This window comes from Cyclobacterium sp. (assembly GCF_014762705.1).
GTDB lineage: Bacteria > Bacteroidota > Bacteroidia > Cytophagales > Cyclobacteriaceae > Cyclobacterium.
This window is the reverse complement of record NZ_JABURL010000015.1, coordinates 28949-52067: the sequence shown is the minus strand read 5'-3', so window position 1 is coordinate 52067 and position 23119 is coordinate 28949. Positions and strand designations below refer to the sequence as shown.

The following is a 23119-nucleotide window of genomic DNA, read 5'->3' as shown; positions in this document are numbered from 1 at the left end:
TAACTCTTTTTTTCAAAGAATAATTCCCGTTTCTTTTGATCAACAGCCCTGCCTGGACCCTTATCTCATTTTTTTCCATCCTTTAAATACAAGGAAACCACCAATAATGGCTATTAACGTGGCTGTGGATGCTGCGATTACCTGACCATAAATCCAGAAGCCTGCGGCAAAAAGGGCAGCATATACCATGATTGAAGCAATTAGCATTAGTCCGATTTCCATAGGCAGCTGACCTACCTCCTCTTTTTCATCCGGGTATTTGGCCAATAGTTTTTTCCAACCCCAGGAGGCCGGTCTAACTTTACGGTAAAAGCTGAGGAGAACCTTATCGTCTTCTGGTTTGGTTAGCAGCGTGACCGCTACCCAGGTAAGGGTGGTCAAGGAAACCCCAAATACCAGTTTAAGGTAAGCCATTTCATCGGGAATGGGCCAAAAGCCGAGTTTATTGTGAATGGATTCAAAATAAATGGCGACAATAAAGGAAACAATCATTGCCGAAATTTCCGTGTAAGCGTTGATTCTCCACCAAAACCACCGAAGAATAAATATAAGTCCTGTTCCTGCTCCGATCTGTAGTAATATATTAAATGCTTCCAACGCATTGGAAAGCACGGTAGCCAATAATGCGGCCAATACCATTAAGCCAACAGTGGAGATCCTTCCTACCGCTACCAATTCTTTATCGGAAGCCTGAGGCTTGATAAATCGGGAGTAAAAATCATTTACCACATAAGAAGAGCCCCAGTTAAGGTGAGTGGAAAGGGTAGACATTACTGCGGCAATCAAAGAAGCAAGAACAACGCCTGCCAGGCCAGAGGGCAAAAAGGTCAACATGGCTGAATAGGCAAGGTCATCTCCTAATTTTCCTTCTTCAATGTTTGGAAAAGCTTCCTGCATGTCACTCAATTGCGGGAATAAAACCAGGGATGATAAGGCAATGATGATCCAGGGCCATGGTCTTATGGCATAATGGGTGATGTTAAACAAAAGGGTTGCACCAATAGCATTCTTTTCATTTTTTGCCGATAACATTCTTTGGGCAATGTATCCCCCACCCCCGGGCTCAGCACCAGGGTACCAGGTGGCCCACCACTGTACTGCCAGCGGCATGATAAATAGGGGAATCAATAAATTCCAGTCACTGAAATCCGGAATAATATTTAATTTTCCAACCACATTGGGATGGGTAAGGAGATTGTTCAGACCACCAATTTCAGGTAGGCCTACCACATATATGGCCGCACCAAAAGCACCTGCCATGGCAAAGAAAAATTGAAAAAAATCAGTTAATAGTACGCCTTTTAAACCTCCCAAAGAACTGTAAAAAACCGTAACTACCGAAACGATTAGCAGGGTTTCCCAGGAGCTTAATCCCAACATCACCCCGAAAATTTTTATGGCCGCAAGCGAAACAGTAGCCATGATTACCACATTGAAAAATACGCCGAGGTAAACTGCCCTGAACGCCCGGAGAAAGGCAGCTCCCTTGCCTCCATACCGCAGTTCATAAAATTCCAAATCGGTGGTAACTTCCGAGCGTCTCCATAATTTAGCATAAACAAACACCGTTAACATTCCCGTTAACAAAAAGGCCCACCATACCCAGTTTCCGGAAACACCGTTCTTTCGGACAATATCGGTAACCAAATTTGGCGTATCTGCCGAAAATGTGGTCGCAACCATGCTGACACCCAAAAGCCACCAGGGCATGTTTCTACCCGAAAGGAAAAATTCTTTTGCGTTTTTTCCCGCCGTTCTGGAGGCAATGACACCAATCAACAAGGAAACGACAAAAAATAGAACGATGATGACCCAATCGATAATCGAAATATGCATGGTTAAACTAGGTTAATATGTAATTTATATGTTGCGGGGTGTTTTCTTGAAAATATTCCTTTTAAGTTTTAGGAAAATTTTCCCAAATAAATAAAACATTTTTAATAATTTTAAATAATTCAGATAAAATTTGACCTGCAATATTTCCAGGCCCATTTCCGGTGATGCTTTTGTTCCCTGTTGGTAAATATAAAGCCTTTCAATTATATATATTTAAAAGTATTGTAATTTTACCATTCTCATCCCTTATTAAATTTGAATATAAAGATTAACCAACCATTTACATGATATGAAGGAAGGTATTTTGAATGCATTGAAAGGGACATATGGTTTGCCCTCGCAAACGATTGACGTAAAGAGGTTTGGTTCCGGGCATATCCACAAGACTTACCGTGTTTTTGCGGGTTCAGAATCCTATATATTACAGGCGTTTAATGATCTGGTATTTAAGTATCCTGAGCGGATTTCCGGTAACCAGCAGTATTTAATGGATTACTTTGATCCAAAGGATTTGCCCTTTTCCCTTCCTTTGCCCATAGTCAATGATAAAGGACATTTTTTTACCGATCTGGGAGGGGAATTATACCGCCTATTTCCTTTTGTCAATGGTATTACAAAAGATGCCATAGAGCAGGCCGATCAGGCAGAAAGAGCCGCAGAGGCTTTCGCTTATTTTATTCTGGTGTTTTTGCAGGCGGATGCGAAAAAATTAGAGGACACCATTGTTCATTTTCATGACTTGAATAAACGTTTTGAGCAGTTTGATGCCGCGCTGAAGTCTCCAAAGATACAGCCCGATGGCATTACCCGGAAAATGATCGCTTTTTACGATGGAATGAGAGAGTTGCAGGAAAAATACCAGGCTTATCGCCTGGAGCTTCCCCTAAGGGTGACCCATAATGATACGAAGATCAATAACCTGATTTTTGGTGAAGATATGGAAAAAGTAAATGCTTTGATTGACCTGGACACCATCATGGCGGGTTACGTTTTTTATGACTTTGGGGATTTGGTACGGACGGTGGCTTGTACGCAGGATGAATCGTCTCTGGAATGGGATAGCATTCAGGTGGATATGGATAAGTATGAAGGGCTGTTGAAGGGTTTTTATGGAGTATTGGGCGGAAAGTTGTTGCCTCAGGAATTGGAATCTCTGCCATATGGAGGAGAAATGATGACATTGATCATGGGGCTTAGGTTTTTAACGGACCACCTCAATGGGAATGTGTATTATCAAGTGGATTATCCGGAGCAAAACCTTCACCGGGCCCAAAACCAGGCTGCCTTGCTCAGGGCATTGATAGGTAAAAGGGGGGAGATTGAGGCTTTGGAGGATAAACTGAAACATACATTATCTTTATAAAAATGAGACTAAAGCTGTAAATCTTGACCGGATTTTTTGAAACCAAAATCGAATACCTGAAAGGAGTGGGCCCCCAAAAGGGAGCCTTACTGAATAAGGAGCTGGATATTTTCACTTTTGGGGAGATGTTGCAGTACTATCCTTTCAGGTATGAGGACAGGACAAAGTTTTATAAAATAAGGGAAATCAAACCGGAACTGCAGCAGGTGCAGGTTATCGGAAGGATAATTTCCGTACAGGTTATAGGTGAGGGCAGGAAGAAAAGACTGGTGGCGCAATTTGCCGATGAAACAGGAAGCATGGAGCTCACCTGGTTCAAGGGCATACAGTGGGTGAATAAGAAGCTGGTAAAAGGAGTGGCCCTGGTGGCTTTTGGCAAGCCCCAGCTTTTTGGCAGTCGATTCAGTATGGCACATCCCGAGCTTGAACCCCTGACAGGAAAGCAGGACAAAGGGCCATATTTTCAACCCGTTTATCACACAACGGAAAAGTTGAGAGCCAAATTTCTTGACAGTAGGGGAATTTCCCGGATTCTGGCCGGCTTGTTGCCCCTGGCTTTTTCTAAGATACCCGAAACGCTACCTTCCAGGCTATGTGAGTCCATGCAACTGCTTTCAAAGCAAGTAGCCATAAAGGAAATCCACTTTCCTTCCAGCCCCGAGAACCTCAGGAAGGCCAGTTACCGGTTGAAATTTGAAGAGTTTTTCTTTTTGCAGCTACGCTTATTGAAATTGAAGTTGGCAAGGACGGAGAAATTCAGGGGCAAAGTGCTGGGTCAGACCCAATTATTAACGCAATTTTACAAAGAACACCTGCCTTTTGAGCTTACAGGGGCACAAAAAAGGGTTATCAAAGAGATTTACGCCGACCTCAAGTCCGGATTGCAGATGAACCGCCTCATCCAGGGGGATGTAGGTTCCGGTAAAACCATCGTAGCCTTTATTTGCCTGTTGGTTGCCGTAGACTCAGGTTACCAGACCTGCCTTATGGCTCCTACTGAGATTTTAGCCAACCAGCATTACGAAGGTTTGAAGCCATTTACCGAACAGATGGGACTTAAAATTGCCTTACTGACTGGCTCAAGTACCAAAAAGCAACGAGAGGCTATTCATCAGGAGCTGGCCTCGGGAAGACTTCACTTATTGATCGGGACACATGCTCTCTTGGAAGATGTGGTGGTTTTTCAACAATTGGGCCTGGCTATAATAGATGAACAACACCGTTTTGGAGTGGCCCAGCGGGCAAAATTATGGGCTAAAAACAAGGATTTTTATCCCCATGTACTGGTAATGACAGCCACACCTATTCCCAGGACGCTGGCCATGACCTTGTATGGAGACCTGGATATTTCAGTAATTGATGAATTGCCTGCAGGAAGGAAGGCGATTCAAACCGTGCACCGGTATGACAAAGACCGGCTAAAAGTTTTTGGTTTTCTTAGGAAGGAAATAGCCAAAGGCAGGCAGGTGTATATTGTTTATCCTTTGATTGAGGAATCTCTGAAAAGCGATTTGAAAAGCCTGATGGATGGATATGAGAGCATTTGCAGGGCTTTCAATGGACTTCCCATCGGCATATTGCATGGGAACATGAAGGCTGCCGACAAGGACTTTGAGATGGCGCGGTTTGTAAAGGGGGAGACCAAAATTATGGTTGCTACCACCGTGATCGAGGTAGGTGTAAATGTACCCAATGCCTCGGTGATGGTGATTGAAAATGCGGAACGCTTCGGACTTTCCCAGTTGCACCAGTTGAGGGGCAGAGTAGGTCGGGGATCAGACCAATCCTATTGTATCCTTATGAGCAAATACGAGTTGGGAAAGGACAGCAGGACCAGGTTGGAGACCATGGTCAGAACCAATAATGGTTTCGAAATTGCGGATGTTGATCTGCGTTTACGAGGGCCTGGAGACCTTTCCGGAACCCAGCAATCTGGAATTATGGATCTAAAATTGGCGGATTTGGGAAGGGATGGCGGTATATTGGTTCGGGCAAGGGCGGCAGCCAAAGCAATATTGGAAGCGGATCCCGGTCTTATCCAGGAGGATAACAGGCCAATAGCGGATCAGGTTTCCCGTCTCAGGAAAAATGAACTCAACTGGAGCAGGATTTCCTGAACTTATTTTTGCAAAAGCAGTAAAGTTTTAGGGGAAGGATTTAAATTGGTATGTTTATAGTGGTAAATGGATAAAATACAGATAGATGATGAAGAAAAGTTTGATAATAGCTGGTTGTTTTCTTGGGATATGTCTGGTCAGTTCTTGTGTACCCCAAAAGAAATACCATGCAGTGAATGTAAGGAATGCGGAAATGATGCGTTCTTTAAGAGACACGGAAAGCGATTTGGATAGTACCCAACAAAGCGTAGAAATGCTTCAAAAATCCATTGCCAACCTGAAGGATTCCCTGGCTAGGGAACAGCAGGAAAAGGCAGAATTGGCCTCCAGGCTGGAATCGGCCATGTCAACCTCTTCGTCAGTTCGCCAGGAACTATCAGATAAAGAGCAACGGCTGATGGAACAGCAGGAAAGACTGGATATGCTCCAACAGCTTTTGGATGAGCAAAGAGCCGTAATGGAAAATTTAAAAACAACCATGGACAAAGCCCTGGTGCAATATCAATCTGATGAACTACAGGTTTACGAGCAAGATGGTAAATTGTACGTTTCCATGCAGGACAAATTGCTTTTTCCTTCAGGAAGTGCCACTGTAAACAAAGATGGAAGAGGGGCATTGGGAAAATTGGCGGAAGTGTTGAACAACAGTCCTGATATTCAGGTCATGGTAGAAGGACATACAGACAATGTACCGATAAAGGGGAGATTTGAAGATAACTGGGCCCTGAGTACGGCAAGGGCATCAGCGATTGTGCGGATTCTGACAGAGACGTATGATGTAATCCCGGAGCGGGTAATTGCTGCAGGCAGGAGCTATTATTATCCCAAGGCTTCCAATGATACGGAAGAGGGAAGGTCCAAGAACAGGAGGACCGAAATTATCCTTACCCCACGATTGAATGAATTGTTTGAGTTGTTGCAATAATAGAAACGGATGGATTACAGGTATTATTTGGTATACAAGCCATACGGCACGCTAAGCCAATTCAGTGGAGAGGACCACACATTGGGTGAACTTGCGGATTTTCCGGATGATGTATATCCTGTAGGGCGTTTGGATAAGGACAGTGAGGGACTGCTATTGCTTACAAATGATAAATACCTTAATCACCGTTTACTGGATCCGATTTACGGCCATAAACGAACCTATTGGGTTCAGGTGGAAGGTGAAATAACGCCTGAGGCGGTCAAGGAACTGGAAGCTGGTCTCAGGATTACCATCAATGGAAAAGACCATCAAACGGCTAAAGCAAAGGTTGGCGTTTTGGACAGGGCTGGATCGGTTTTGCCGGATAGGGATCCTCCCATTCGGTATAGAAAGAATATTCCTGAATCGTGGATTGCGCTGACTTTAAATGAAGGGAAAAACCGACAAGTCCGAAAGATGACAGCAGCGGTGGGCTTTCCCACACTCCGGCTTGTGCGATGGGCGATTGAGGGATTGACCCTGGAAGGTTTTCAGGTAGGGGAGGTTCAGAAAGTTGAGCAAGAGATTATATATGGATCTTTGGGCATTCCTGTACCAGAAGGCAGGATATTGACCGGGCACAGGCCCAAATTTCATAAAACAAAAAAGAAGAAAAGGTTCTGAATTGTTATAGACCGCGAATTATTCTAATTTAGGCTTCTATTTTGAACAGAGTTCTTAATTTTAGATAGAAAAAACACTATTGAAATAATTAGATTCCACTATGCATCAGGAGAAGATACAAGAAGTTATCAATGAAGTTAAAAAAGTCGTTGTCGGTCAGGACAAGATGGTGAACAGGTTACTGATAGGCTTATTTACCAATGGGCATATTTTATTGGAAGGTGTACCGGGCCTTGCCAAGACATTGACTGTTAACACCTTATCAAAGGTGCTTCATTTAGATTTCAAGAGGATACAGTTCACTCCTGATTTATTGCCTTCAGATTTGGTGGGCACCATGATCTATAACCAGCAAAATGCCAATTTTGAAGTAAAGAAAGGGCCGATTTTTTCCAATATAATCCTTGCAGATGAGGTAAACCGATCACCTGCCAAGGTGCAGTCCGCATTGCTGGAGGCCATGCAGGAAAAGCAGGTAACCATAGGCGAAACCACTTATACCCTGGACAAGCCATTTCTGGTCCTTGCCACTCAGAACCCAGTAGATCAGGAAGGAACCTATCCACTCCCTGAAGCCCAGGTAGACCGGTTTATGATGAAGGTGAATATCGATTATCCCTCAAAAATAGATGAATTGGAGGTTATGCGCCGAATGACAAATGCTCATTTTGCCTCTGAAGTTAATCCCGTTCTGGATAAGGAGGATATTTTTTCCATTCGGAATGCCATCAACGATGTTCAGATTGCTGAGGCTTTGGAAAACTACATTATCGAGTTGGTTTTTTCGACCAGATTTCCAGAAAAGTATGGCATGCAGGAAGAGGCAAAATACATTCAGTTTGGAGCCTCGCCAAGGGCTTCAATCAATCTGAATCTTGGAGCAAAGGCGATCGCTTTCCTGGATGGCAGGGATTATGTGCTCCCCGAAGATATTAAGTCTATTGCGGAGGATGTTCTGAATCACCGGATTATTCTGAACTATGAGGCAGAAGCAGATAATGTAAGTACCAGGGATTTGATTCATAAAATCCTCGAAAAAATACCCTTGAATAAGACCATTGGCGCCCGATAGCTGATAGGGTCTGGACCTGTGGGGATTTGAATGGAAAAGTATAAGCTATATTGGTTGTTACAAATATTCGGCTGGCTGAGTTTTGCCTTGGTCAACCTGTTCTTTGTATCCCTGGCAAGGGGAATAACTCCCATACAAATAGGTGCGTATTTTTCGCTGGCCATATTCTATTTCCTTTCTACACATTTTTTCAGGTTTTTGATCAAAAACAAGAATTGGCTGGAATATCCGTTGACCAAATTGATCAGTCATGTACTGATTGCGGTTTTGGTGTTGAGCATCTTAAACACATTTGCCCAGATCATTATTAACTGGATATTCGGCACCTTACACATGTTGGAGGATTTCAGGCCTCTGGTATTGCTGGCCAATCTGTTTACCAGTTTTCTTTATTATTCGCTCTGGTCCCTGATGTATTTCTTGTTTTATTTTTTGGATAACTATAACGCCAGCTTGAAATATCAGGCAAGAATCAACGAAATCAAATTGATTCATTTAAGAAATCAACTGAATCCTCATTTTATATTTAATGCATTAAATAGTGTCAGGGCCCTGGTGGATGAAAATCCCGCCAAGGCAAAATCTGCGATTACCCAATTATCCAATATCCTTCGGTATTCGCTTATCATGGATAAACACAAAACCATTCCGCTTTCTGAGGAAATGAATACCGTTAAGGATTACCTGAATTTGGAATCTATAAGATTTGAGGAGCGGCTGAAGGTGATCTATGATATCGAGAAAGAAGCTCAGCAATACAGGATACCCCCCATGATGTTGCAGACAATTGTAGAAAATGGGATCAAACATGGTATTTCTAATTTGATCAGGGGGGGCTTGATTGAAATCAAATGTACGATTGGCTTACTGGACGATTTGTATATTTGGGTTCGGAATAGTGGGCACCTCAAGCAGGACGGCAACACAAAAAAAAAGGGCGAAGGTCATGGGATTTCCAACACCATACAGCGATTAAAATTGATTTATGGAAACCGGGCCAGCTTTAAAATTTTCAACTATGGAGACGAATTTGTGGTGACAGAATTAAAAATTCCAAAACAAAGCCTTAATTTAGACTAAAATTAAAAGAAATATGCGTGTATTAGTAGTAGATGATGAAAGATTGGCCAGGAAGGAACTCATTAACCTCTTGAATCAAAATCAGAATATTGAGGTTTTGGGAGAGGCTGCCAACGTGGATGATGCAAAGGAAAAGATAGAGTCATTGCAACCGGATGTACTTTTTCTGGATATTCAAATGCCTGAAAAAACAGGTTTTGACCTGCTTGAGGAGTTGGATCATGTGCCTCTTGTTGTTTTTATCACTGCCTATGACGAGTTTGCATTACAGGCTTTTCAAGTCAATGCGCTTGATTACCTGCTGAAGCCCATTGAACCTGAAAGGTTAACCGAGACGCTTAAAAAGCTGGAAAAAAAGCTGGAAGAACTCAAGAAGGAGGAAGAGACTTCCGAAGATACCCCCAAATCCAAACTTTCACTGAATGATCAGGTGTTTGTCAAAGATGGCGACAAGTGTTGGTTTGTGAAGCTTTCCAATGTGAGGCTTTTTGAATCAGACGGTAATTATATCAAGGTATACTTCGAAAACAACAAGCCTATGATACATAAATCCCTTAATGCCCTGGATGAGCGATTGGATGAGAAATCTTTTTTCAGGGCCAGCAGGAAACACATCATCAACCTGAGTTGGGTAGAGACCATAGAACCATGGTTTAATGGAGGCCTGGTCGTTACTTTAAAAGGTGGTGAAAGAATTGAAGTGAGCAGAAGACAGGCAGCCAGGTTTAAAGATTTGATGAGTTTATAGCAAAAGTTTTAGAGATCAACCAATATTAATGCAGTTTGCTGGTAGTTTTTTGCTTTAGTTTGTATTTTAATTTGTAAATTAGTCGAAACAGCTTTTATTTAAATTTTTCCCTTAAATAATTAAACCATGAAAGAAGAAAGGATACTGATAGTAGAAGATGACATTAATATTTCAGAAAACATCGAGGAAATTTTACAACTTTTAGGTTATGTAAACATCGATATTGCCAATTCTGCTAACCAGGCTATCAAAGTGGTCAAGAAATACCGGCCAGACATGGTATTTATGGATATCAAACTGAAAGGCGATAAAGATGGTATCGAACTAGGGGAGATTATTCAACAGATGGTGGATGCACCCATTGTTTATGTTACTTCCTACAGTGACCCTGCCATAATAGAAAGGGCAAAACGAACACATCCGGCCGGTTTTATTGTAAAACCCTTTAACAGCAACGATATCCATGCCATGGTGGAGATCGTACTTTACAACCAAAGAACCAGACCGGCTTTGTCGGAGGGTGTGAGCACCAAGCTTGTAGAAAGCCCCTACCTGGTAGTGGATGCGGTTTATATCAAAGCGGACAATAGCTTTGAGCGGGTGGATTACGGAGATATTTATTATGTTGAGGCCAATGGCAACATGGTAACCATATTTACCAAAAACAGGAATTTTACCATTCGCAAATCCATGAAGGACATGGAGGAAAAATTACCTGCTAACCTGTTCCTTAGGGTACAAAAATCTTATATTGTGCAGCTGGGCCAGATAGAAAGTTTCAATACCAAAGAAATTAACCTCAAAACAGGTGACGTGGTGCAGGTTGGTAGACAATACTACAATAGCTTTTTGGCAAAACTCAATACCATTACGGAAAGTTAATACCACACTGTTTTACAATAAGTCGTTTGCCAGATTTGCCAGTTCGGAACGTTCCCCTTTTTCCAATTTTATATGGGCATAAAGGGGATGCTTTCTGACCCTGTCAATGAGGTAAGAAAGCCCGTTGCTCTGGCTGTCCAGATAAGGTGTGTCTATTTGAAAGACATCTCCTGTAAAAATAATTTTGGTGTTTTCACCAGCCCTGCTGATGATGGTTTTTACCTCATGTGGGGTAAGGTTTTGGGCCTCATCTACGATGAAGAAAATATTGGATAGCGACCGGCCACGAATATAGGCCAGGGGTTGAATGACCAATTTTTCCTGGTTGACCATTTCTGTTATTCGCTGATATTCCTTGTCACTTTCTTTATACTGATTTTGAATGAACTTCAGGTTATCCCATAGTGGCTCCATATAAGGATTAAGCTTGGACTTGATGTCGCCTGGCAAATACCCTATGTCTTTGTTGCTGAGCGGAACAATGGGCCGGGCAAGAAATATTTGTTTAAAATTACTGCGTTGCTCCAATGCACCGGCCAGTGCCAAAAGCGTTTTGCCTGTTCCCGCTACTCCCTGAATGCTTACCAGCTTGATATTCGGATCCAAAATGGCATGCAGGGCAAAAGCCTGCTCAGCATTTTTTGGATTGATATTGTAGGCTTTGGATTTGGAAATTTTGTGGAAACTGTTGTCTGATGCCTGGAAGAAAGCCAAAATGGAGGCACTATTTGAAACACCTTTCAAAATGAAAAAAGTGTTGTTTTGGGGAATATTTTTTTTACTTCGTCCAAAGATAGCTTTTGCCTCCAGGGTGCTGTGTTCGTACAGGTCATTGATCGTTTCCGGATTGATGTTTTCCAACGTCTCCTTGCCTGTGTTTTCTATTTCTGAGATGTTTTTGATTTTTCCGGTTTCGTAATCCTCCGCCAGAATGTCAAGTGATTTCGCTTTTAGCCTGAGATTGATATCCTTACTGACCAAAATCACTTTTCTGTCTTTTTCTGTTTGCTTCAGGCTTAGAGCCGCATTCAATATTTTGTGGTCATTCTTTTCCTCTCCAAAAATCTCGTTGGCATTCAGGGCATTCTCAGGGTTCATCATCACTTTAAAGGACCCTTTGTTTTTTCCGTTGAGGGCTGTCCAGTGCTGGATCATTTGGTCTTTTGACAATTTGTCCAAAAGTCGGATAAAGCCCCTGGCTTCAAAATTTTTGGTGTCGTTACCTTTCTTAAACTGATCCAGTTCCTCAAGTACGGTAATTGGAATGACCACATCATGCTCTGCAAAGTTCATGATGGACTGGTGATCGTACAGGATGACAGAAGTGTCAAGAACAAAAATTTTTCTGGAAGGAGTAGCTGCTTTCTTCACCATAAAATCTGATTGATGTTGAATGAGGCTTAATAATAATTATTTTAATCCATAATGCTTAATGAAATCCCCTAAATAAAAGTGGTGAACAAGGAAGTTCTTTTTTTTTTAAAAGCTAACTTGTTTAATCCCTGTAATTTACCTTTAACCTCACACAGGTATATTTTTGAAGGAAACCAAATCTCAAAAAAGGTGATAAGCTATTCATTCCATATTTCCCAGGCAGCCTCGGCCTGTAGATGAAGCATCTCTAATCCATTTTTAGTTTTTGCCCCTCTCTTCTCAGCTTCCCGCATGAAGACTGTTGTTGTTGGGTTATATACCAGGTCATATACCCAATGGTTCTGGTTGATGGATTCAAGAGGTATATCGGCCATTTCCTCTGTTTTAGGAAAAGTACCCAAAGGCGTAGTATTGATAAGCAAAGGAAATTCTTTCATCAGCTCTGGGCGTTCCCGTAGCTTTTTATAGGAAAGAATATTATTTGAACCCTGTGGGGTATCCCTGGATACCTTCATGAAAGGTATGTTCAGGTCTTTTAAAGCCTGTGCTACGGCTTTTGATGCACCGCCTGTCCCAAGTATCAAGGCTGCAGGCCTATTCGGTCCCAGCCAATTTACCAGTGAGGTTTTAAAACCAAAATAATCGGTATTGAATCCTACCAGCTCTTCAGCTGAAATTTTGATACAATTAACTGCCCCAATGGCTTTACATGCGGGACTCAATCTATCGAGGAAGGGAATCACCTGTTCCTTGTAAGGGATGGTCACATTCAGGCCAATGAGGGTTGGTTCCTTCACCAATATCGCAGGGAATGACTGTATGTTGGGGATTTCATACAGTTCATATTGACAATCAGATTTGCCTTCCCGTTCGAATTTATCTGTAAAGTATTTTTTAGAAAAGGAATGTGTCAGGGGAAATCCAATCAAACCAAATTTTTTCATTCTTTACTTAAGCTTTGAGCCAGTCTTTCTATTCCCACTACCAATACGACCCCGATCAGAAAAGCAAGTATGGCAACTAAAAAGGCTGGTTCTTCCCCGGTTTCAGCAAGGTAAATATGGGGAAGAATGTTTTCTGTCAATAACGGCTTTTGAATACCCATACTCGAAATTCGGTAAGTAAGTACTTTTTTCCAAGGCCAGATTTTATTGATGGAGCCAATCATAAAGCCGGACAAAAATGAAAGGGTCAGCCCATGAAAGTTTTTTAAAAACCAGGAAATGACCCTGCTGAAAAGCAAAAGGCCGGTGACACATCCCAGAGCAAAGATGCCCAAAACCAGAAAATTACGGTCATTGACCGCCATCAGGATATATTCGTACTTGCCTAAAATTAGCAGCAAAAAACTTCCCGAAATACCCGGCAAGATCATGGCGCAAATAGCAATGGCACCCGATATGAACGTCAGCCAAATATTATTAGGCAGGGAGACCATTGGTAGTTCTGTAATGAAATACGCAAGGACTATCCCAACAGGAAACATGAATATCGCCATAAGGCTCCAGCGCTTGATATCCCTGAGTATGATGATGGCACTGATCAGAATCAGTCCACAGAAAAAGGACCAAAGGGGAATAGGAAAATGTTCTATCAGAAAAGTAATGGCTTTTGAAAAAGCGAAAATGCTGGTAAATATTCCCAGAACCAGGGGGAATAAGAAGCTGCCGTTGATTTTTTTCCAGAATCCTAGAATATTAAACTGAATTAACAACTTTAGTGCCGCAAGGTCGAAAGAATTGATGCTTTCCAGTAACTCTTCATAAATTTTGGTAACCAAAGCAATAGAACCCCCGGAAACCCCCGGCACGATATCCGCACTTCCCATGCCCATTCCCTTAAGGAATAAAATAATCCTCTCACCTATCCTATTCATTACCTGGCCTATTATTTACAGGATAAAATCAGTTTAATTTATTTGTTCAGGAAGAAATCAAAAGTATCTCCCCGGAGTCCCAGCCTCAGGGTTTCAAGGGGTATGATTTCATTTGGCGCAATGTTTCCCAAATTGACATTTGATCCCAATAATTTGATAAACCAAACTTGCTGTTCTTTTTGAGGGGCCTCCCAAATGATCTTTTCTTCTGGCACCTGGGTAAGAATTTCTTCTACTAAACCTTGTCTTACTTCCCCGGAATCCCTGAAGAGACCGACTGTCCCCCCTTCCCTGGACTCACCGATCACTTTCCAGGCACCTGCATTAAGTTCCTTTTGCATTTGATCGATCCATTTATAAGGAGGAATAATTTTAGCAGCATCTTTTGATCCTACTTCGGAGAGGACTGTAACCTCCTTGGCTAAAGTCTCTATATATTTACATTTAATATCGTGATCCAAAGTAATCGATCCATCGGATACTTCTGCAAAAGTAAGTTGATACTCATTCAACAAGTTAATATAGTCTTCAAACTGATTGCGAATGACAAAAGCTTCAAAAAGAGTGCCCCCAAAATAAACAGGAATACCTGCCGCCCGGTAGATTTCAATTTTTTCCTTGAGTTTCTTGGTGACAAATGAGGTTGCCCATCCTAATTTGACAATGTCTATAAAATCTCCGCTGGTTTCAATAAAATCCTCCACTTCCCGCAGACTCAATCCTTTATCCATGGCCATTGTAAATCCGGAATTTCTGGGCTTGGCTGTCCTCGAAGGGATGCTATTAAGCATGTAATTCATTCAATAAAATTTTGGTAAAATAGATTAATAGGAATTTTATCCTTTAAAATCTTCTCTATACTGATTGATAATTTTGTAAATTGCTTTCTGTTGTTCCAGTTCAGGCATCAGATCGAAAAGCAAAATGTGTTTTTCAAAGTCCAAAGTTAATGCATTTTCCAAAATTGAAAAGGCTTCTTTGTATTTACCGGTCTTAATCAGGTAAACCACCAGGCGGTAATACAGTTCTGCTTCTTCTGGTAACTCCTCCATACCTTCTTTGATCACGTCTTCTGCTTCTTCAAACCGGTTCTGGTCAAAATAGATCAGGGAGAGATTGATATAGGTTTCGATTATCCCTGGTTCCAGGTTGATGGCCTCTTCATAAGCTTCCGAACTGGCCTGAAGATTGCCCAGCTGGTACTCAGCGCCTGCAAGCCCTACCCAATAGTTGGCGTTTTCGGAAGTCAGTTTCAGGGCTTTTTTAAAATAATGGATCGCTTCGAAATACTTTTTCTTTTTGATCATGCACATTCCCAGGCCAAACCAGGCATCATCATACTCGGGGTCCAGTTTGGCTGATTTTTTGAAATACTTGAAAGCCATGTCAATTTGGTCAAGTTTTTCATAGGATGCAGCCAGGTAACAGCAATTCTCTGCATTGCTCCCTTCACAATTGATGGTATTCTGATAGGCCTCCAATGCTTTTTCATACTGGTTGGTATTCATCAGGGCATTTCCCAAATTGAAATAAGCCGAAGCAAAAGCATCATCTATCAAAAGGGCATAATCGTAGGCTTCAATAGCTGCTTCAAATTTGCCCAGTCTGTTATAAACCACTCCCAAATTATACCAGGCATTGGCGTTATAAGGATCCTGATCTATAAATTCCTGGTAAAATTTTAAAATTTCATCAAAAGAGCCTTCCTCCTCCGTCATCATGGCCAGCTGAAACAAGGCATCTTCATGATTGATTTTTAATTTAACGGCTTCTTTAAAACAGGAAATTGCCTCGCTGTCTTTTTTCTCTATGCGATAAAAGTTGCCCAATAAGTAATACACCTCTGCCTTGTCCTCTGCCAGGGGTAAAAAACCATTGAGTAATATAATGGCTTCCCCACTTTGATCCAGAAGTGATAGCGCATTGGCCATGGTTAAAACGATCTCTTCATTGTTTGGAGAGAGGTTGTTCAGGTTTTCAAGCATGTCCAGGCTATCTTCCACTTCATCCATGAACAAAAGCGATTGAGCCATCAATAATTTGATTTCCATGGAAAAAGGGAATTTTTGGAGTGCCAATTCACAGGTTTTGAAAGCCTTTTTGTACTGTAAATGGTCATGGTAATACCTGACTATATCTTCCAATTCCTCTTCCCCGAAGAAAATTTCCAGGTTTGATTTAAGCGAATTTTCAAACCTTTGTACCAATTCTTTTTCCTGATCCGAATGATTGTCAAAATCTCCTGTCATAGGTTTGATATAAATTTATTGCTTAAGATACCAAATATTTTCAATGCCGGTAATATTCCCCGCTTTAATTTATTATCCATTAATAGAAATTTTAATTCAGGTTTTATCCATCGCCCATTGTAAGGTGTCTCTTAACGGGGTAAAGGAAAAACCAGTAATGTTTTTTATTTTACCATTGTCATAGACTATCCTGGATTGAGCTGCCCGTATGGTTTGACGGCTGATAGGGATTTTGTTTTTGCTAAATCTGTTCTGAAAGCTGGCCCAGCTGACCACCAAACTGGAAAGCCAATTGCTGAGAGGCTTTTGGGGTGCTTTTTTTCCGAATACAGCGGCCATCTCCCTGAAAAAGGTCTCATAAGAAAGACTCTCTTTGCTGATGATATAGCGTTCATTCCATTCTCCCTTATCTATCAGCTGAACCATGATATTCACTGCATCTCTGATGTCAATATAGTTTACATTTCCCAGGGGGAAATACCTGTTTTCATCCAGGACATAGCGGTATATCTGACTGCTGCTTCTTTCATCTTTAACTTTCCCCAACAAAACTGAAGGGTTAAAAACCATAACCTGCAATCCTTCCTGAGCGCCTCTCCATACCTCAAGCTCAGCAAGGTGCTTCGATATGCCATAGGGTGTATTCTTTTCAGAATTGACCCATTTTTTTTCTTCGTTTATGGGGGAGCCGTTACCCTCCCTGCCCAATGCTGCGACCGAACTGATAAATACCAATTTTGGTTTTTTCAGCGTTAACAATGCATTAACCAGACAGGCCGTAGCATAGGTGTTGGTTTTGAGCAAAGCCTCTTTTTTTGAATCGTCAAAGGATACCAATCCGGCAGAATGGATTACCAGATCCTGCTTGCTACAGGCTTCTGCCAACATTTCCACGTCTGTGATTTCACCTTCGTACCAATTAATGTTTTCCGCAAGCCCACCCAATAAATGGGTGGAGCTACCGGGTCTTTTTATTCCCGATAACTGTGCTTCTCCGGCTAATTTTTTGGCCAGATAACTTCCCAAAAGCCCCGTAATGCCGGTGATTAATATTTTTTTCACTGGTTCATCAGGTTCCGGGCTTGGGTTTACAGGTTTTTGTTCCAAAGGTCCAAGTCCTTTAATTTTTCGAAATATTTTTCACCGGGTAATTTTTCCAACGCATCCAGGTACTTTTCATTGTGGCAATCTGTACCCACCAATTTGACCAGGCCCATATCGATGATCTTTTCAGCAAATTTCTTTACACCTTTGGAATAATAACCGGTCAGGGAAAGCAAATTTAATTGAAAAGGGATGTTCCGATCTGCCAAAGCCTCCAGTGTGTCTTTTTCCTGATGTAAATAGATATACCTCTCGGGATGGGCAAATACCGGTTGGTACCCTGCCATTTCGAGCCGGAAAAATGTCTCCAGTAATATGTGGGGCTTACTCATAAAGCCTGTTTCAAGGAGCAACATTTTATTTTCCCCGAAGGAGAGAAGGTGCTCGTTTTTTTCTACCTTCTCAAAAAAAATTTCATCCAGGTAATATTCCGCTGCTGCTTCCAGTTCAATGTTGATTCCGGCAGACGCGGTAGCTTTTTTTAGATCATTCAGCCCATCTGTGATGATTTCAGGGGTGTTTCTGAAAAACTCGCTCATGATATGAGGAGTAATGATAAGCTTTTTTAATCCAAAAGAGGCCAGCCTCCCGATCAAAACCAGCGATTCATCCATGGTTTGAGCCCCGTCATCAATTCCTGGTATCAGGTGGCTGTGCATGTCAGCCTGCATCCAGGTAAGATCCAGCTTTTGGCCATCGGCAGATTTTTGAAATTTGTTGAATATATCGAATATAGACATTAAAGTCCTCCTCTGCTTATTTCTTGAAATTTTTTCAGATCGGGCCAGTTTTGATCCTTTTCTGACAGAAGCGGATCATCCACTCCCCAATCTATGTTTAACTGTTTATCATTCCAAATGATTCCACCTTCGCTCTCTTTATGGTAGAGGTTGGAGCACTTGTATGTAAAGACGGCGTCGTCCCAAACCGCAAAACCATGGGCAAAACCAGTGGGCACATAGAGCATGTTTTGTAACGATTCATCCAAAACCACAGTATGGGCCTTTCCGAAAGTAGGGGAATTTTTGCGTAAATCTACACACACATCCAATACTTTTCCCGAAATCACACGCACCAACTTGGCCTGGGCATGGTGGCCGCTTTGGAAGTGCAATCCCCTGACGATCCCTGCCGTGGAATAAGATTGGTTATCCTGTACCCATTTGGTGTTCATGCCATGCGCTTCAAACAGGTCCTCCCTGTAGCTTTCCAAAAAATACCCCCTTGGATCTTTAAAAATTTTTGGGTAGATTTCATATACATCGCTGATTGGCGTTTCCCTGATTTCCATGTTTACTGATTATGATGTCTAAAAACATTGCAATTTGGCAAATAAGTAATGAAAATATATCAATTTCAAACGAATTTTAACAAGATGTATCGCCTTGAAGTTATGGATCACTTATGGAAGGAAAACAAACGGCATCATTGACTTTACCAATGATTTTGAATTTGAATCTATTTTTGGGCTTTTACGTTATTATCCTTCTGGTAAAGGATTAAAAGTAAGATGAATCACATTGAATGAGTAAATACAGTAGAAAACTTGCAAAATTAACAGATACGGCGCCCAAACAGGAAACGGCAGTTTTGGTAGCGCTGATTCACCAGCATGAGTCAGATGTATTGGTGCAGGAACATTTGGATGAACTGGCCTTCCTTACAGATACCCTGGGGGCGAAAGCCATACATCGTTTTACCCAGAAAATGGAAAAACCGGATGCAAGGACTTTTGTTGGTTCCGGAAAACTGGAAGAGATCAAATCCTATATTGAATATTTTGCCGTGGACATGGCTATTTTTGATGAAGATTTGAGCCCGTCTCAGGTTAAAATTCTTGAAAATGAGCTCAAAATAAAAGTGTACGACAGGTCCATGCTTATCCTGGATATCTTTCTGAGCAGGGCCCAAACCGCCCAGGCAAAGACCCAGGTAGAACTGGCCCGGTACCAATACCTGCTGCCAAGGCTGACCCGTATGTGGACGCACCTGGAAAGACAAAGAGGTGGAACGGCAACCCGGGGTGGAGCCGGTGAAAAGGAGATCGAAACCGATAAAAGGGATATACGGCAAAAAATTGACCTGCTCAAAGGGAAACTCAAGAAAATTGAAAAACAGGGAAATACCCAAAGAAAGGGTAGAAAAGGGATCGTTAGGGTAGCACTGGTGGGATATACCAATGTCGGAAAAAGTACGCTCATGAACCTGTTGACCAAAGCAGATATCCTGGCCGAAAATAAATTATTTGCCACCGTAGATGCTACCGTAAGGAAGGTTGTTTTGGAAAATATTCCATTTCTGATATCCGATACGGTAGGATTTATCCGTAAACTTCCTACCCATCTCATTGAATCTTTTAAATCAACGCTTGCAGAGATCAAGGAGGCAGATCTTTTGGTTCATGTAGTAGACCTTTCCCATCCCGGGTACCAGGATCAGATTTCGGTAGTTAACCAGACATTGAATGAAATGGGAGCCGGAGATAAACCTGTGATTATGGTCTTTAATAAAATAGATATCGCACCTAAAATGCCTTCAGAGGCTGAATTGATGCTGATGTCTGAACTTGAGGTAGAAAGTGCAAACTTTATTGATTTTGGAAAACTTGAGGAAAGCTATACCAGGAAATCTGCTATAAAACCTGTTTTTATGTCTGCGGGCAATGGTACCAATATTGACGAATTCAGGAAGGTGATCACAGCAGAGGTGAAAAAAATTCATCAGAAGATCTATCCCCATTATCTGGAAGACGAAGTTTTTGATTTAAGCAGTTTTGGGATGGAAGAATGATCAGTTGCCCCGGTAGGCCCATCTTTTTGATAATTGATCGATCGGTGAACCTGTTTCTTGATCCAAACGGTATTCAAACCCCTATGTTTGACCAACACCCATCCCCTGTCTTTTACAGACAGGGTGATGGGTTTTTTTAAGAATGAAAATACCACCTTCAGGGATAGTTCAGGGAAGAATAGGATTGAGATGAAACAGAAACTTGCCATAGGCCTGAATTTTGGCTACTATTAATTATAAACTGCTTGCATTGTCCCAGAGAATTTATTTCGGTAGGGTTAAAGTGGGAAAAGTTCTGGCATTCACATTTGTATCTGATTGCCATGGGCTTTCCAGAAAACCGGTTTTATATATGCCTTCCAATACCTATCCGGTGAAATTTATTGGTGGGGATTGAAAATTTGGATCAGGCATATCTGTAACTTTGTAAACATTACATGGTGGAATAAAATAACTAATGCTATCGTCTTTGTGAAAAAACAGGTAAAAAAAATATTTCATTGGGTCTTTTATATTCTGTTTGGACTTTGTCTTTTCTCTATCCTTACTGTAATTTTCTACGGCAGTATTCCTGTTTTATTTACCCCTTTAATGGGCTTGCGGGCAATAGAGCAGGGCTTCGATGAAAATAGGGATTTTCGGTTTAAAAAGGACTGGGTCAACCTTGATGAGGTCTCACCCCATTTGTATCGGGCGGTAATTGCAGCCGAAGACCAAAAATTTTTGGAACATCAGGGTTTTGACTGGGAGGCCATAGAAAAGGCTTTTGAGGGAAACCGTGCTGGTAAAAGGATTAAGGGGGGAAGTACCATTAGCAATCAAACGGCAAAAAATGTCTTTTTATGGCCTCAGCGGAATTGGCTAAGGAAAGGGCTGGAGGCCTATTTTACTTTTCTGATAGAATTTTTCTGGTCTAAGGAAAGGATTATGGAGGTTTACCTGAATGTCATTGAAATGGGCGATGGCATTTATGGAGCTGAAGCAGCAGCTCAATTTTATTTTGGTAAGGCAGCAGCAGATCTCAGCAGGCAGGAAGCGGCATTGATAGCAGCCGTTTTGCCCAACCCTTTGCGATGGCGCCCGGATCAACCTACCAGCTATATCAGGGGAAGGCAAAAATGGATCCTCAGAAACATGAATAACCTGGGAGAATTGGAAATCAGCGAGAAAAATTGAGCCTTATTTTCTAATGAGATTTCGGAGCCGGGTGGTGAATCTGGGCCGATCTTCCATAACATTCAAATCATCTTCAGAAATTCTTTTCACACTCTCAATGGTGTAGAATGCCTTTTCATTGCTCTCTTTCAGTTTACCAATGAAACCAGGCAAAAACTCTCTTTTGATAACAGTAAACATCAAAATCACTTTGCCATATCTGCCCTCAGCGCCGACAGAGGTAAAACGGTATTCTTTATCTTTCATGTATTCCACCAACTCGGGCAAAGGCTCCGGAGTAATTATCCTGACGAGTACCCTCCCTAAGGCGAGCCTTTCCTCTATCACCATGCCCACATAAGTTCCCATGGCATACCCTCCTGCATAGGCAACATAAGACATGGGGTTGTTAATGTTTTGAAAAATCTGCCCGATGGCGAGCAGCCAGATCAGAGCTTCAAAGAAACCCAGAACGGGAGCCACCGTCTTTTTGCCGTTCAGGACGAACATGATTCTCAGGGTATTGATGGATACATCTACTACCCTGGCTAAAAATATAAATAAAGGCATGAGCAGATAATCGAAAATAGGCTGCGAAATGCCAAAGGACGCAAAGAATTCCTGCATGTATCTTAGGATCTGTTAGACTTCACAAAATTAATTAATCCTCGAGATTTATGGCCATAATCTGTAAATACTTGTAAGAGATCAGATGGTTCGGTTTTTACCTGCAAAGTACCCAAAGAACATAAAAAAGAAAGAAGCACCCAGCATCAGGTAAATCAAGAGGTTCCAATCTTGCCATAGGTCAAAGGCAATGCCAAACAGCATGGGACCAAATGCTGCCAAAAAATATCCAGAAGATTGTGCCATTCCTGAAAGACCTGACGTGTAAAGGTCATTCCTGGTCCGCAAGGCAATAAGGGTATAGGCCAGGCTGAGGCTGGCTCCCATGCCCAATCCAACCATACCTATTCCCATTACATTCAACCATATCTCATAAGAGAAGAGACTGCTGAAACCTAAAATATAAATGACACCAATCGCCACTGCCATTCCGGATTGCTGGCTGAATTTGGTGGCAATGACCGGAGAAAGGAAGGTACCTATCAGTCCAACCATCTGCATCATGGAAGCTATCAGGCCTGCCTGTGCAGCGCTTAGCCCTCTATCGATCATCATGTCGGGAAGCCAGGTGATGAGGGTAAAGAAGAGCAGCGACTGCACTCCCATAAACAAACTCACCTGCCAGGCCAAAATGGAGCGCCATACAGATTTTCCCGATTCCTGGTTTTGACCTGAGGGTTTGGGGTTTAATTTTAATTGTGGCCACCAGACAAGCAGGGCCAAAAAAAGAAATATGGTCCAAAACAATAGTGATCCTCTCCAACCTAAATTTACGGCCAGGGGAACGCTGAGGGCCGTTGCAATAGCTGCCATTAAGGACATACCGGTACTGAACATACCCATCACTTTTCCGGTTTTGGAAGGCATCCTGGATTTCACCAACGGAATCAGCAGTACATTGCAGATAACAATGCCTATACCGGTAAGGGCAGTGCCCAGGTAAAGTGCAAAAGGCCCGGCAGATACACGAAGTATAGAACCCGTTCCTAATACCAGCAAACCTACAAAAATGGCTTTTGCCTTTCCCAAACGATTGCCTATAGCCGCTGAAAAAAGAGAAAAAGTGGCGAAAGTCAATAGGGGCAATGTAGTAAGGAAGCCGGCCAGTCCGTTGGACAGGTTCATGTCCTCCCTGATAAATGGTATCAGGGGACCTACGGCGGTAATGGAGGGGCGGAGATTAAAAGACACCAACAAAATGCCTAAAATCAGCCAGTTATTGCTGGATTTGTCTTTCACATGAATCATTAAAGCT

22 protein-coding genes are annotated in these 23119 nt (G+C 42.0%); 11 read left to right on the top strand and 11 right to left on the bottom strand.

The features are described 5' to 3' along the window. Nucleotides 1–60: 60 nt before the first annotated feature. Nucleotides 61–1836: a sodium:solute symporter family protein gene (locus tag HUJ21_RS01755; RefSeq protein ID WP_291366824.1), complete on the bottom strand. Its 1776-nt coding sequence runs from the start codon at nt 1834–1836 to the stop codon at nt 61–63. A gap of 289 nt (nt 1837–2125) precedes the next feature. On the opposite strand from HUJ21_RS01755, the gene HUJ21_RS01750 reads away from it, so the two are divergent. The 8 genes from HUJ21_RS01750 (at nt 2126) to HUJ21_RS01715 (ending at nt 10689) form a co-directional block, all read left to right on the top strand. Beyond that, the gene (locus HUJ21_RS01750) at nt 2126–3199 is read left to right on the top strand and encodes an aminoglycoside phosphotransferase family protein (protein WP_291366822.1); all 1074 of its coding nucleotides are present in this window, start codon (nt 2126–2128) and stop codon (nt 3197–3199) included. A 23-nt stretch (nt 3200–3222) separates the two neighbouring features. Then, entirely contained in the window at nt 3223–5316 is a 2094-nt protein-coding gene (recG, locus tag HUJ21_RS01745; RefSeq protein WP_291366820.1) for an ATP-dependent DNA helicase RecG, read from the top strand. Between the two features lie 85 nt (nt 5317–5401). Continuing rightward, nucleotides 5402–6241, top strand: coding sequence for an OmpA family protein (locus tag HUJ21_RS01740; RefSeq protein ID WP_291366818.1), 840 nt, complete (start codon nt 5402–5404; stop codon nt 6239–6241). Between the two features lie 9 nt (nt 6242–6250). Beyond that, nucleotides 6251–6907: a pseudouridine synthase gene (locus HUJ21_RS01735; RefSeq protein WP_291366816.1), complete on the top strand. Its 657-nt coding sequence runs from the start codon at nt 6251–6253 to the stop codon at nt 6905–6907. A gap of 100 nt (nt 6908–7007) precedes the next feature. Next, entirely contained in the window at nt 7008–7979 is a 972-nt protein-coding gene (locus HUJ21_RS01730; RefSeq protein WP_291366814.1) for a MoxR family ATPase, read from the top strand. A gap of 30 nt (nt 7980–8009) precedes the next feature. Further along, nucleotides 8010–9059 carry a histidine kinase gene (locus HUJ21_RS01725; RefSeq protein WP_166145536.1) on the top strand — a complete coding sequence of 350 codons (1050 nt, stop codon included), beginning with the start codon at nt 8010–8012 and terminating at the stop codon, nt 9057–9059. A gap of 13 nt (nt 9060–9072) precedes the next feature. After that, nucleotides 9073–9807, top strand: coding sequence for a LytTR family DNA-binding domain-containing protein (locus HUJ21_RS01720; protein WP_166145539.1), 735 nt, complete (start codon nt 9073–9075; stop codon nt 9805–9807). Nucleotides 9808–9933: 126 nt separating this feature from the next. After that, nucleotides 9934–10689, top strand: coding sequence for a response regulator (locus tag HUJ21_RS01715; protein WP_073090069.1), 756 nt, complete (start codon nt 9934–9936; stop codon nt 10687–10689). 12 nt (nt 10690–10701) lie between these two features. Here HUJ21_RS01715 and HUJ21_RS01710 read toward each other — a convergent pair whose 3' ends face one another. The 8 genes from HUJ21_RS01710 to rfbC form a co-directional block, all read right to left on the bottom strand. Then, nucleotides 10702–12063, bottom strand: a complete 1362-nt coding sequence (locus HUJ21_RS01710; protein ID WP_291366809.1) for a PhoH family protein — start codon at nt 12061–12063, stop codon at nt 10702–10704. A 197-nt stretch (nt 12064–12260) separates the two neighbouring features. Further along, nucleotides 12261–13007, bottom strand: coding sequence for a shikimate dehydrogenase (locus HUJ21_RS01705; protein ID WP_291366807.1), 747 nt, complete (start codon nt 13005–13007; stop codon nt 12261–12263). Further along, nucleotides 13004–13939 (bottom strand): DUF368 domain-containing protein, encoded by a 936-nt coding sequence (locus tag HUJ21_RS01700; RefSeq protein ID WP_291366805.1) that lies wholly within the window; start codon nt 13937–13939, stop codon nt 13004–13006. The genes HUJ21_RS01705 and HUJ21_RS01700 overlap by 4 nt, the downstream gene beginning before the upstream one ends. A gap of 38 nt (nt 13940–13977) precedes the next feature. Next, nucleotides 13978–14739, bottom strand: coding sequence for a phosphosulfolactate synthase (locus tag HUJ21_RS01695; RefSeq protein ID WP_291366803.1), 762 nt, complete (start codon nt 14737–14739; stop codon nt 13978–13980). Between the two features lie 36 nt (nt 14740–14775). Beyond that, nucleotides 14776–16188, bottom strand: a complete 1413-nt coding sequence (locus HUJ21_RS01690; RefSeq protein WP_291366801.1) for a tetratricopeptide repeat protein — start codon at nt 16186–16188, stop codon at nt 14776–14778. 96 nt (nt 16189–16284) lie between these two features. Further along, nucleotides 16285–17250 (bottom strand): NAD-dependent epimerase/dehydratase family protein, encoded by a 966-nt coding sequence (locus HUJ21_RS01685; RefSeq protein ID WP_291366799.1) that lies wholly within the window; start codon nt 17248–17250, stop codon nt 16285–16287. Between the two features lie 26 nt (nt 17251–17276). Continuing rightward, nucleotides 17277–18032: a CpsB/CapC family capsule biosynthesis tyrosine phosphatase gene (locus tag HUJ21_RS01680; RefSeq protein WP_291366797.1), complete on the bottom strand. Its 756-nt coding sequence runs from the start codon at nt 18030–18032 to the stop codon at nt 17277–17279. Beyond that, complete coding sequence (gene rfbC / locus HUJ21_RS01675; protein WP_291366795.1) at nt 18032–18583, bottom strand: dTDP-4-dehydrorhamnose 3,5-epimerase; 552 nt, start codon at nt 18581–18583, stop codon at nt 18032–18034. The genes HUJ21_RS01680 and rfbC overlap by 1 nt, the downstream gene beginning before the upstream one ends. Nucleotides 18584–18816: 233 nt before the next feature. Here rfbC and hflX point away from each other — a divergent pair, with 233 nt between their 5' ends. From hflX to mtgA, 3 genes are all read left to right on the top strand, one after another. Further along, nucleotides 18817–20082, top strand: a complete 1266-nt coding sequence (gene hflX, locus HUJ21_RS01670; RefSeq protein ID WP_291366794.1) for a GTPase HflX — start codon at nt 18817–18819, stop codon at nt 20080–20082. 87 nt (nt 20083–20169) lie between these two features. Next, nucleotides 20170–20316, top strand: a complete 147-nt coding sequence (locus HUJ21_RS01665; RefSeq protein ID WP_291366792.1) for a hypothetical protein — start codon at nt 20170–20172, stop codon at nt 20314–20316. Nucleotides 20317–20553: 237 nt separating this feature from the next. Further along, a complete protein-coding gene (gene mtgA, locus HUJ21_RS01660; RefSeq protein ID WP_291366790.1) occupies nt 20554–21258 on the top strand; it encodes a monofunctional biosynthetic peptidoglycan transglycosylase in 705 nt (234 codons plus the stop codon). A 3-nt stretch (nt 21259–21261) separates the two neighbouring features. Here the strand turns inward: mtgA and HUJ21_RS01655 are convergent, their stop codons facing one another. Together HUJ21_RS01655 and HUJ21_RS01650 are read right to left on the bottom strand one after the other, a co-directional pair. Next, on the bottom strand, nt 21262–21864 hold the full coding sequence (locus HUJ21_RS01655; protein ID WP_291366789.1) for a DUF2179 domain-containing protein: 603 nt from the start codon (nt 21862–21864) through the stop codon (nt 21262–21264). 81 nt (nt 21865–21945) lie between these two features. Further along, a complete protein-coding gene (locus HUJ21_RS01650; RefSeq protein ID WP_291366916.1) occupies nt 21946–23112 on the bottom strand; it encodes an MFS transporter in 1167 nt (388 codons plus the stop codon). Between the last annotated feature and the right edge of the window lie 7 nt (nt 23113–23119).

Coding starts and splice junctions, on each gene's coding strand:
- HUJ21_RS01755 (WP_291366824.1), bottom strand. CDS start 1,836: ATGCATATTTCGATTATCGATTGGGTCATCATCGTTCTATTTTTTGTC.
- HUJ21_RS01750 (WP_291366822.1), top strand. CDS start 2,126: ATGAAGGAAGGTATTTTGAATGCATTGAAAGGGACATATGGTTTGCCC.
- HUJ21_RS01740 (WP_291366818.1), top strand. CDS start 5,402: ATGATGAAGAAAAGTTTGATAATAGCTGGTTGTTTTCTTGGGATATGT.
- HUJ21_RS01735 (WP_291366816.1), top strand. CDS start 6,251: ATGGATTACAGGTATTATTTGGTATACAAGCCATACGGCACGCTAAGC.
- HUJ21_RS01730 (WP_291366814.1), top strand. CDS start 7,008: ATGCATCAGGAGAAGATACAAGAAGTTATCAATGAAGTTAAAAAAGTC.
- HUJ21_RS01725 (WP_166145536.1), top strand. CDS start 8,010: ATGGAAAAGTATAAGCTATATTGGTTGTTACAAATATTCGGCTGGCTG.
- HUJ21_RS01720 (WP_166145539.1), top strand. CDS start 9,073: ATGCGTGTATTAGTAGTAGATGATGAAAGATTGGCCAGGAAGGAACTC.
- HUJ21_RS01715 (WP_073090069.1), top strand. CDS start 9,934: ATGAAAGAAGAAAGGATACTGATAGTAGAAGATGACATTAATATTTCA.
- HUJ21_RS01710 (WP_291366809.1), bottom strand. CDS start 12,063: ATGGTGAAGAAAGCAGCTACTCCTTCCAGAAAAATTTTTGTTCTTGAC.
- HUJ21_RS01705 (WP_291366807.1), bottom strand. CDS start 13,007: ATGAAAAAATTTGGTTTGATTGGATTTCCCCTGACACATTCCTTTTCT.
- HUJ21_RS01700 (WP_291366805.1), bottom strand. CDS start 13,939: ATGAATAGGATAGGTGAGAGGATTATTTTATTCCTTAAGGGAATGGGC.
- HUJ21_RS01695 (WP_291366803.1), bottom strand. CDS start 14,739: ATGAATTACATGCTTAATAGCATCCCTTCGAGGACAGCCAAGCCCAGA.
- HUJ21_RS01690 (WP_291366801.1), bottom strand. CDS start 16,188: ATGACAGGAGATTTTGACAATCATTCGGATCAGGAAAAAGAATTGGTA.
- HUJ21_RS01680 (WP_291366797.1), bottom strand. CDS start 18,032: ATGTCTATATTCGATATATTCAACAAATTTCAAAAATCTGCCGATGGC.
- rfbC (WP_291366795.1), bottom strand. CDS start 18,583: ATGGAAATCAGGGAAACGCCAATCAGCGATGTATATGAAATCTACCCA.
- hflX (WP_291366794.1), top strand. CDS start 18,817: ATGAGTAAATACAGTAGAAAACTTGCAAAATTAACAGATACGGCGCCC.
- HUJ21_RS01655 (WP_291366789.1), bottom strand. CDS start 21,864: ATGCAGGAATTCTTTGCGTCCTTTGGCATTTCGCAGCCTATTTTCGAT.
- HUJ21_RS01650 (WP_291366916.1), bottom strand. CDS start 23,112: ATGATTCATGTGAAAGACAAATCCAGCAATAACTGGCTGATTTTAGGC.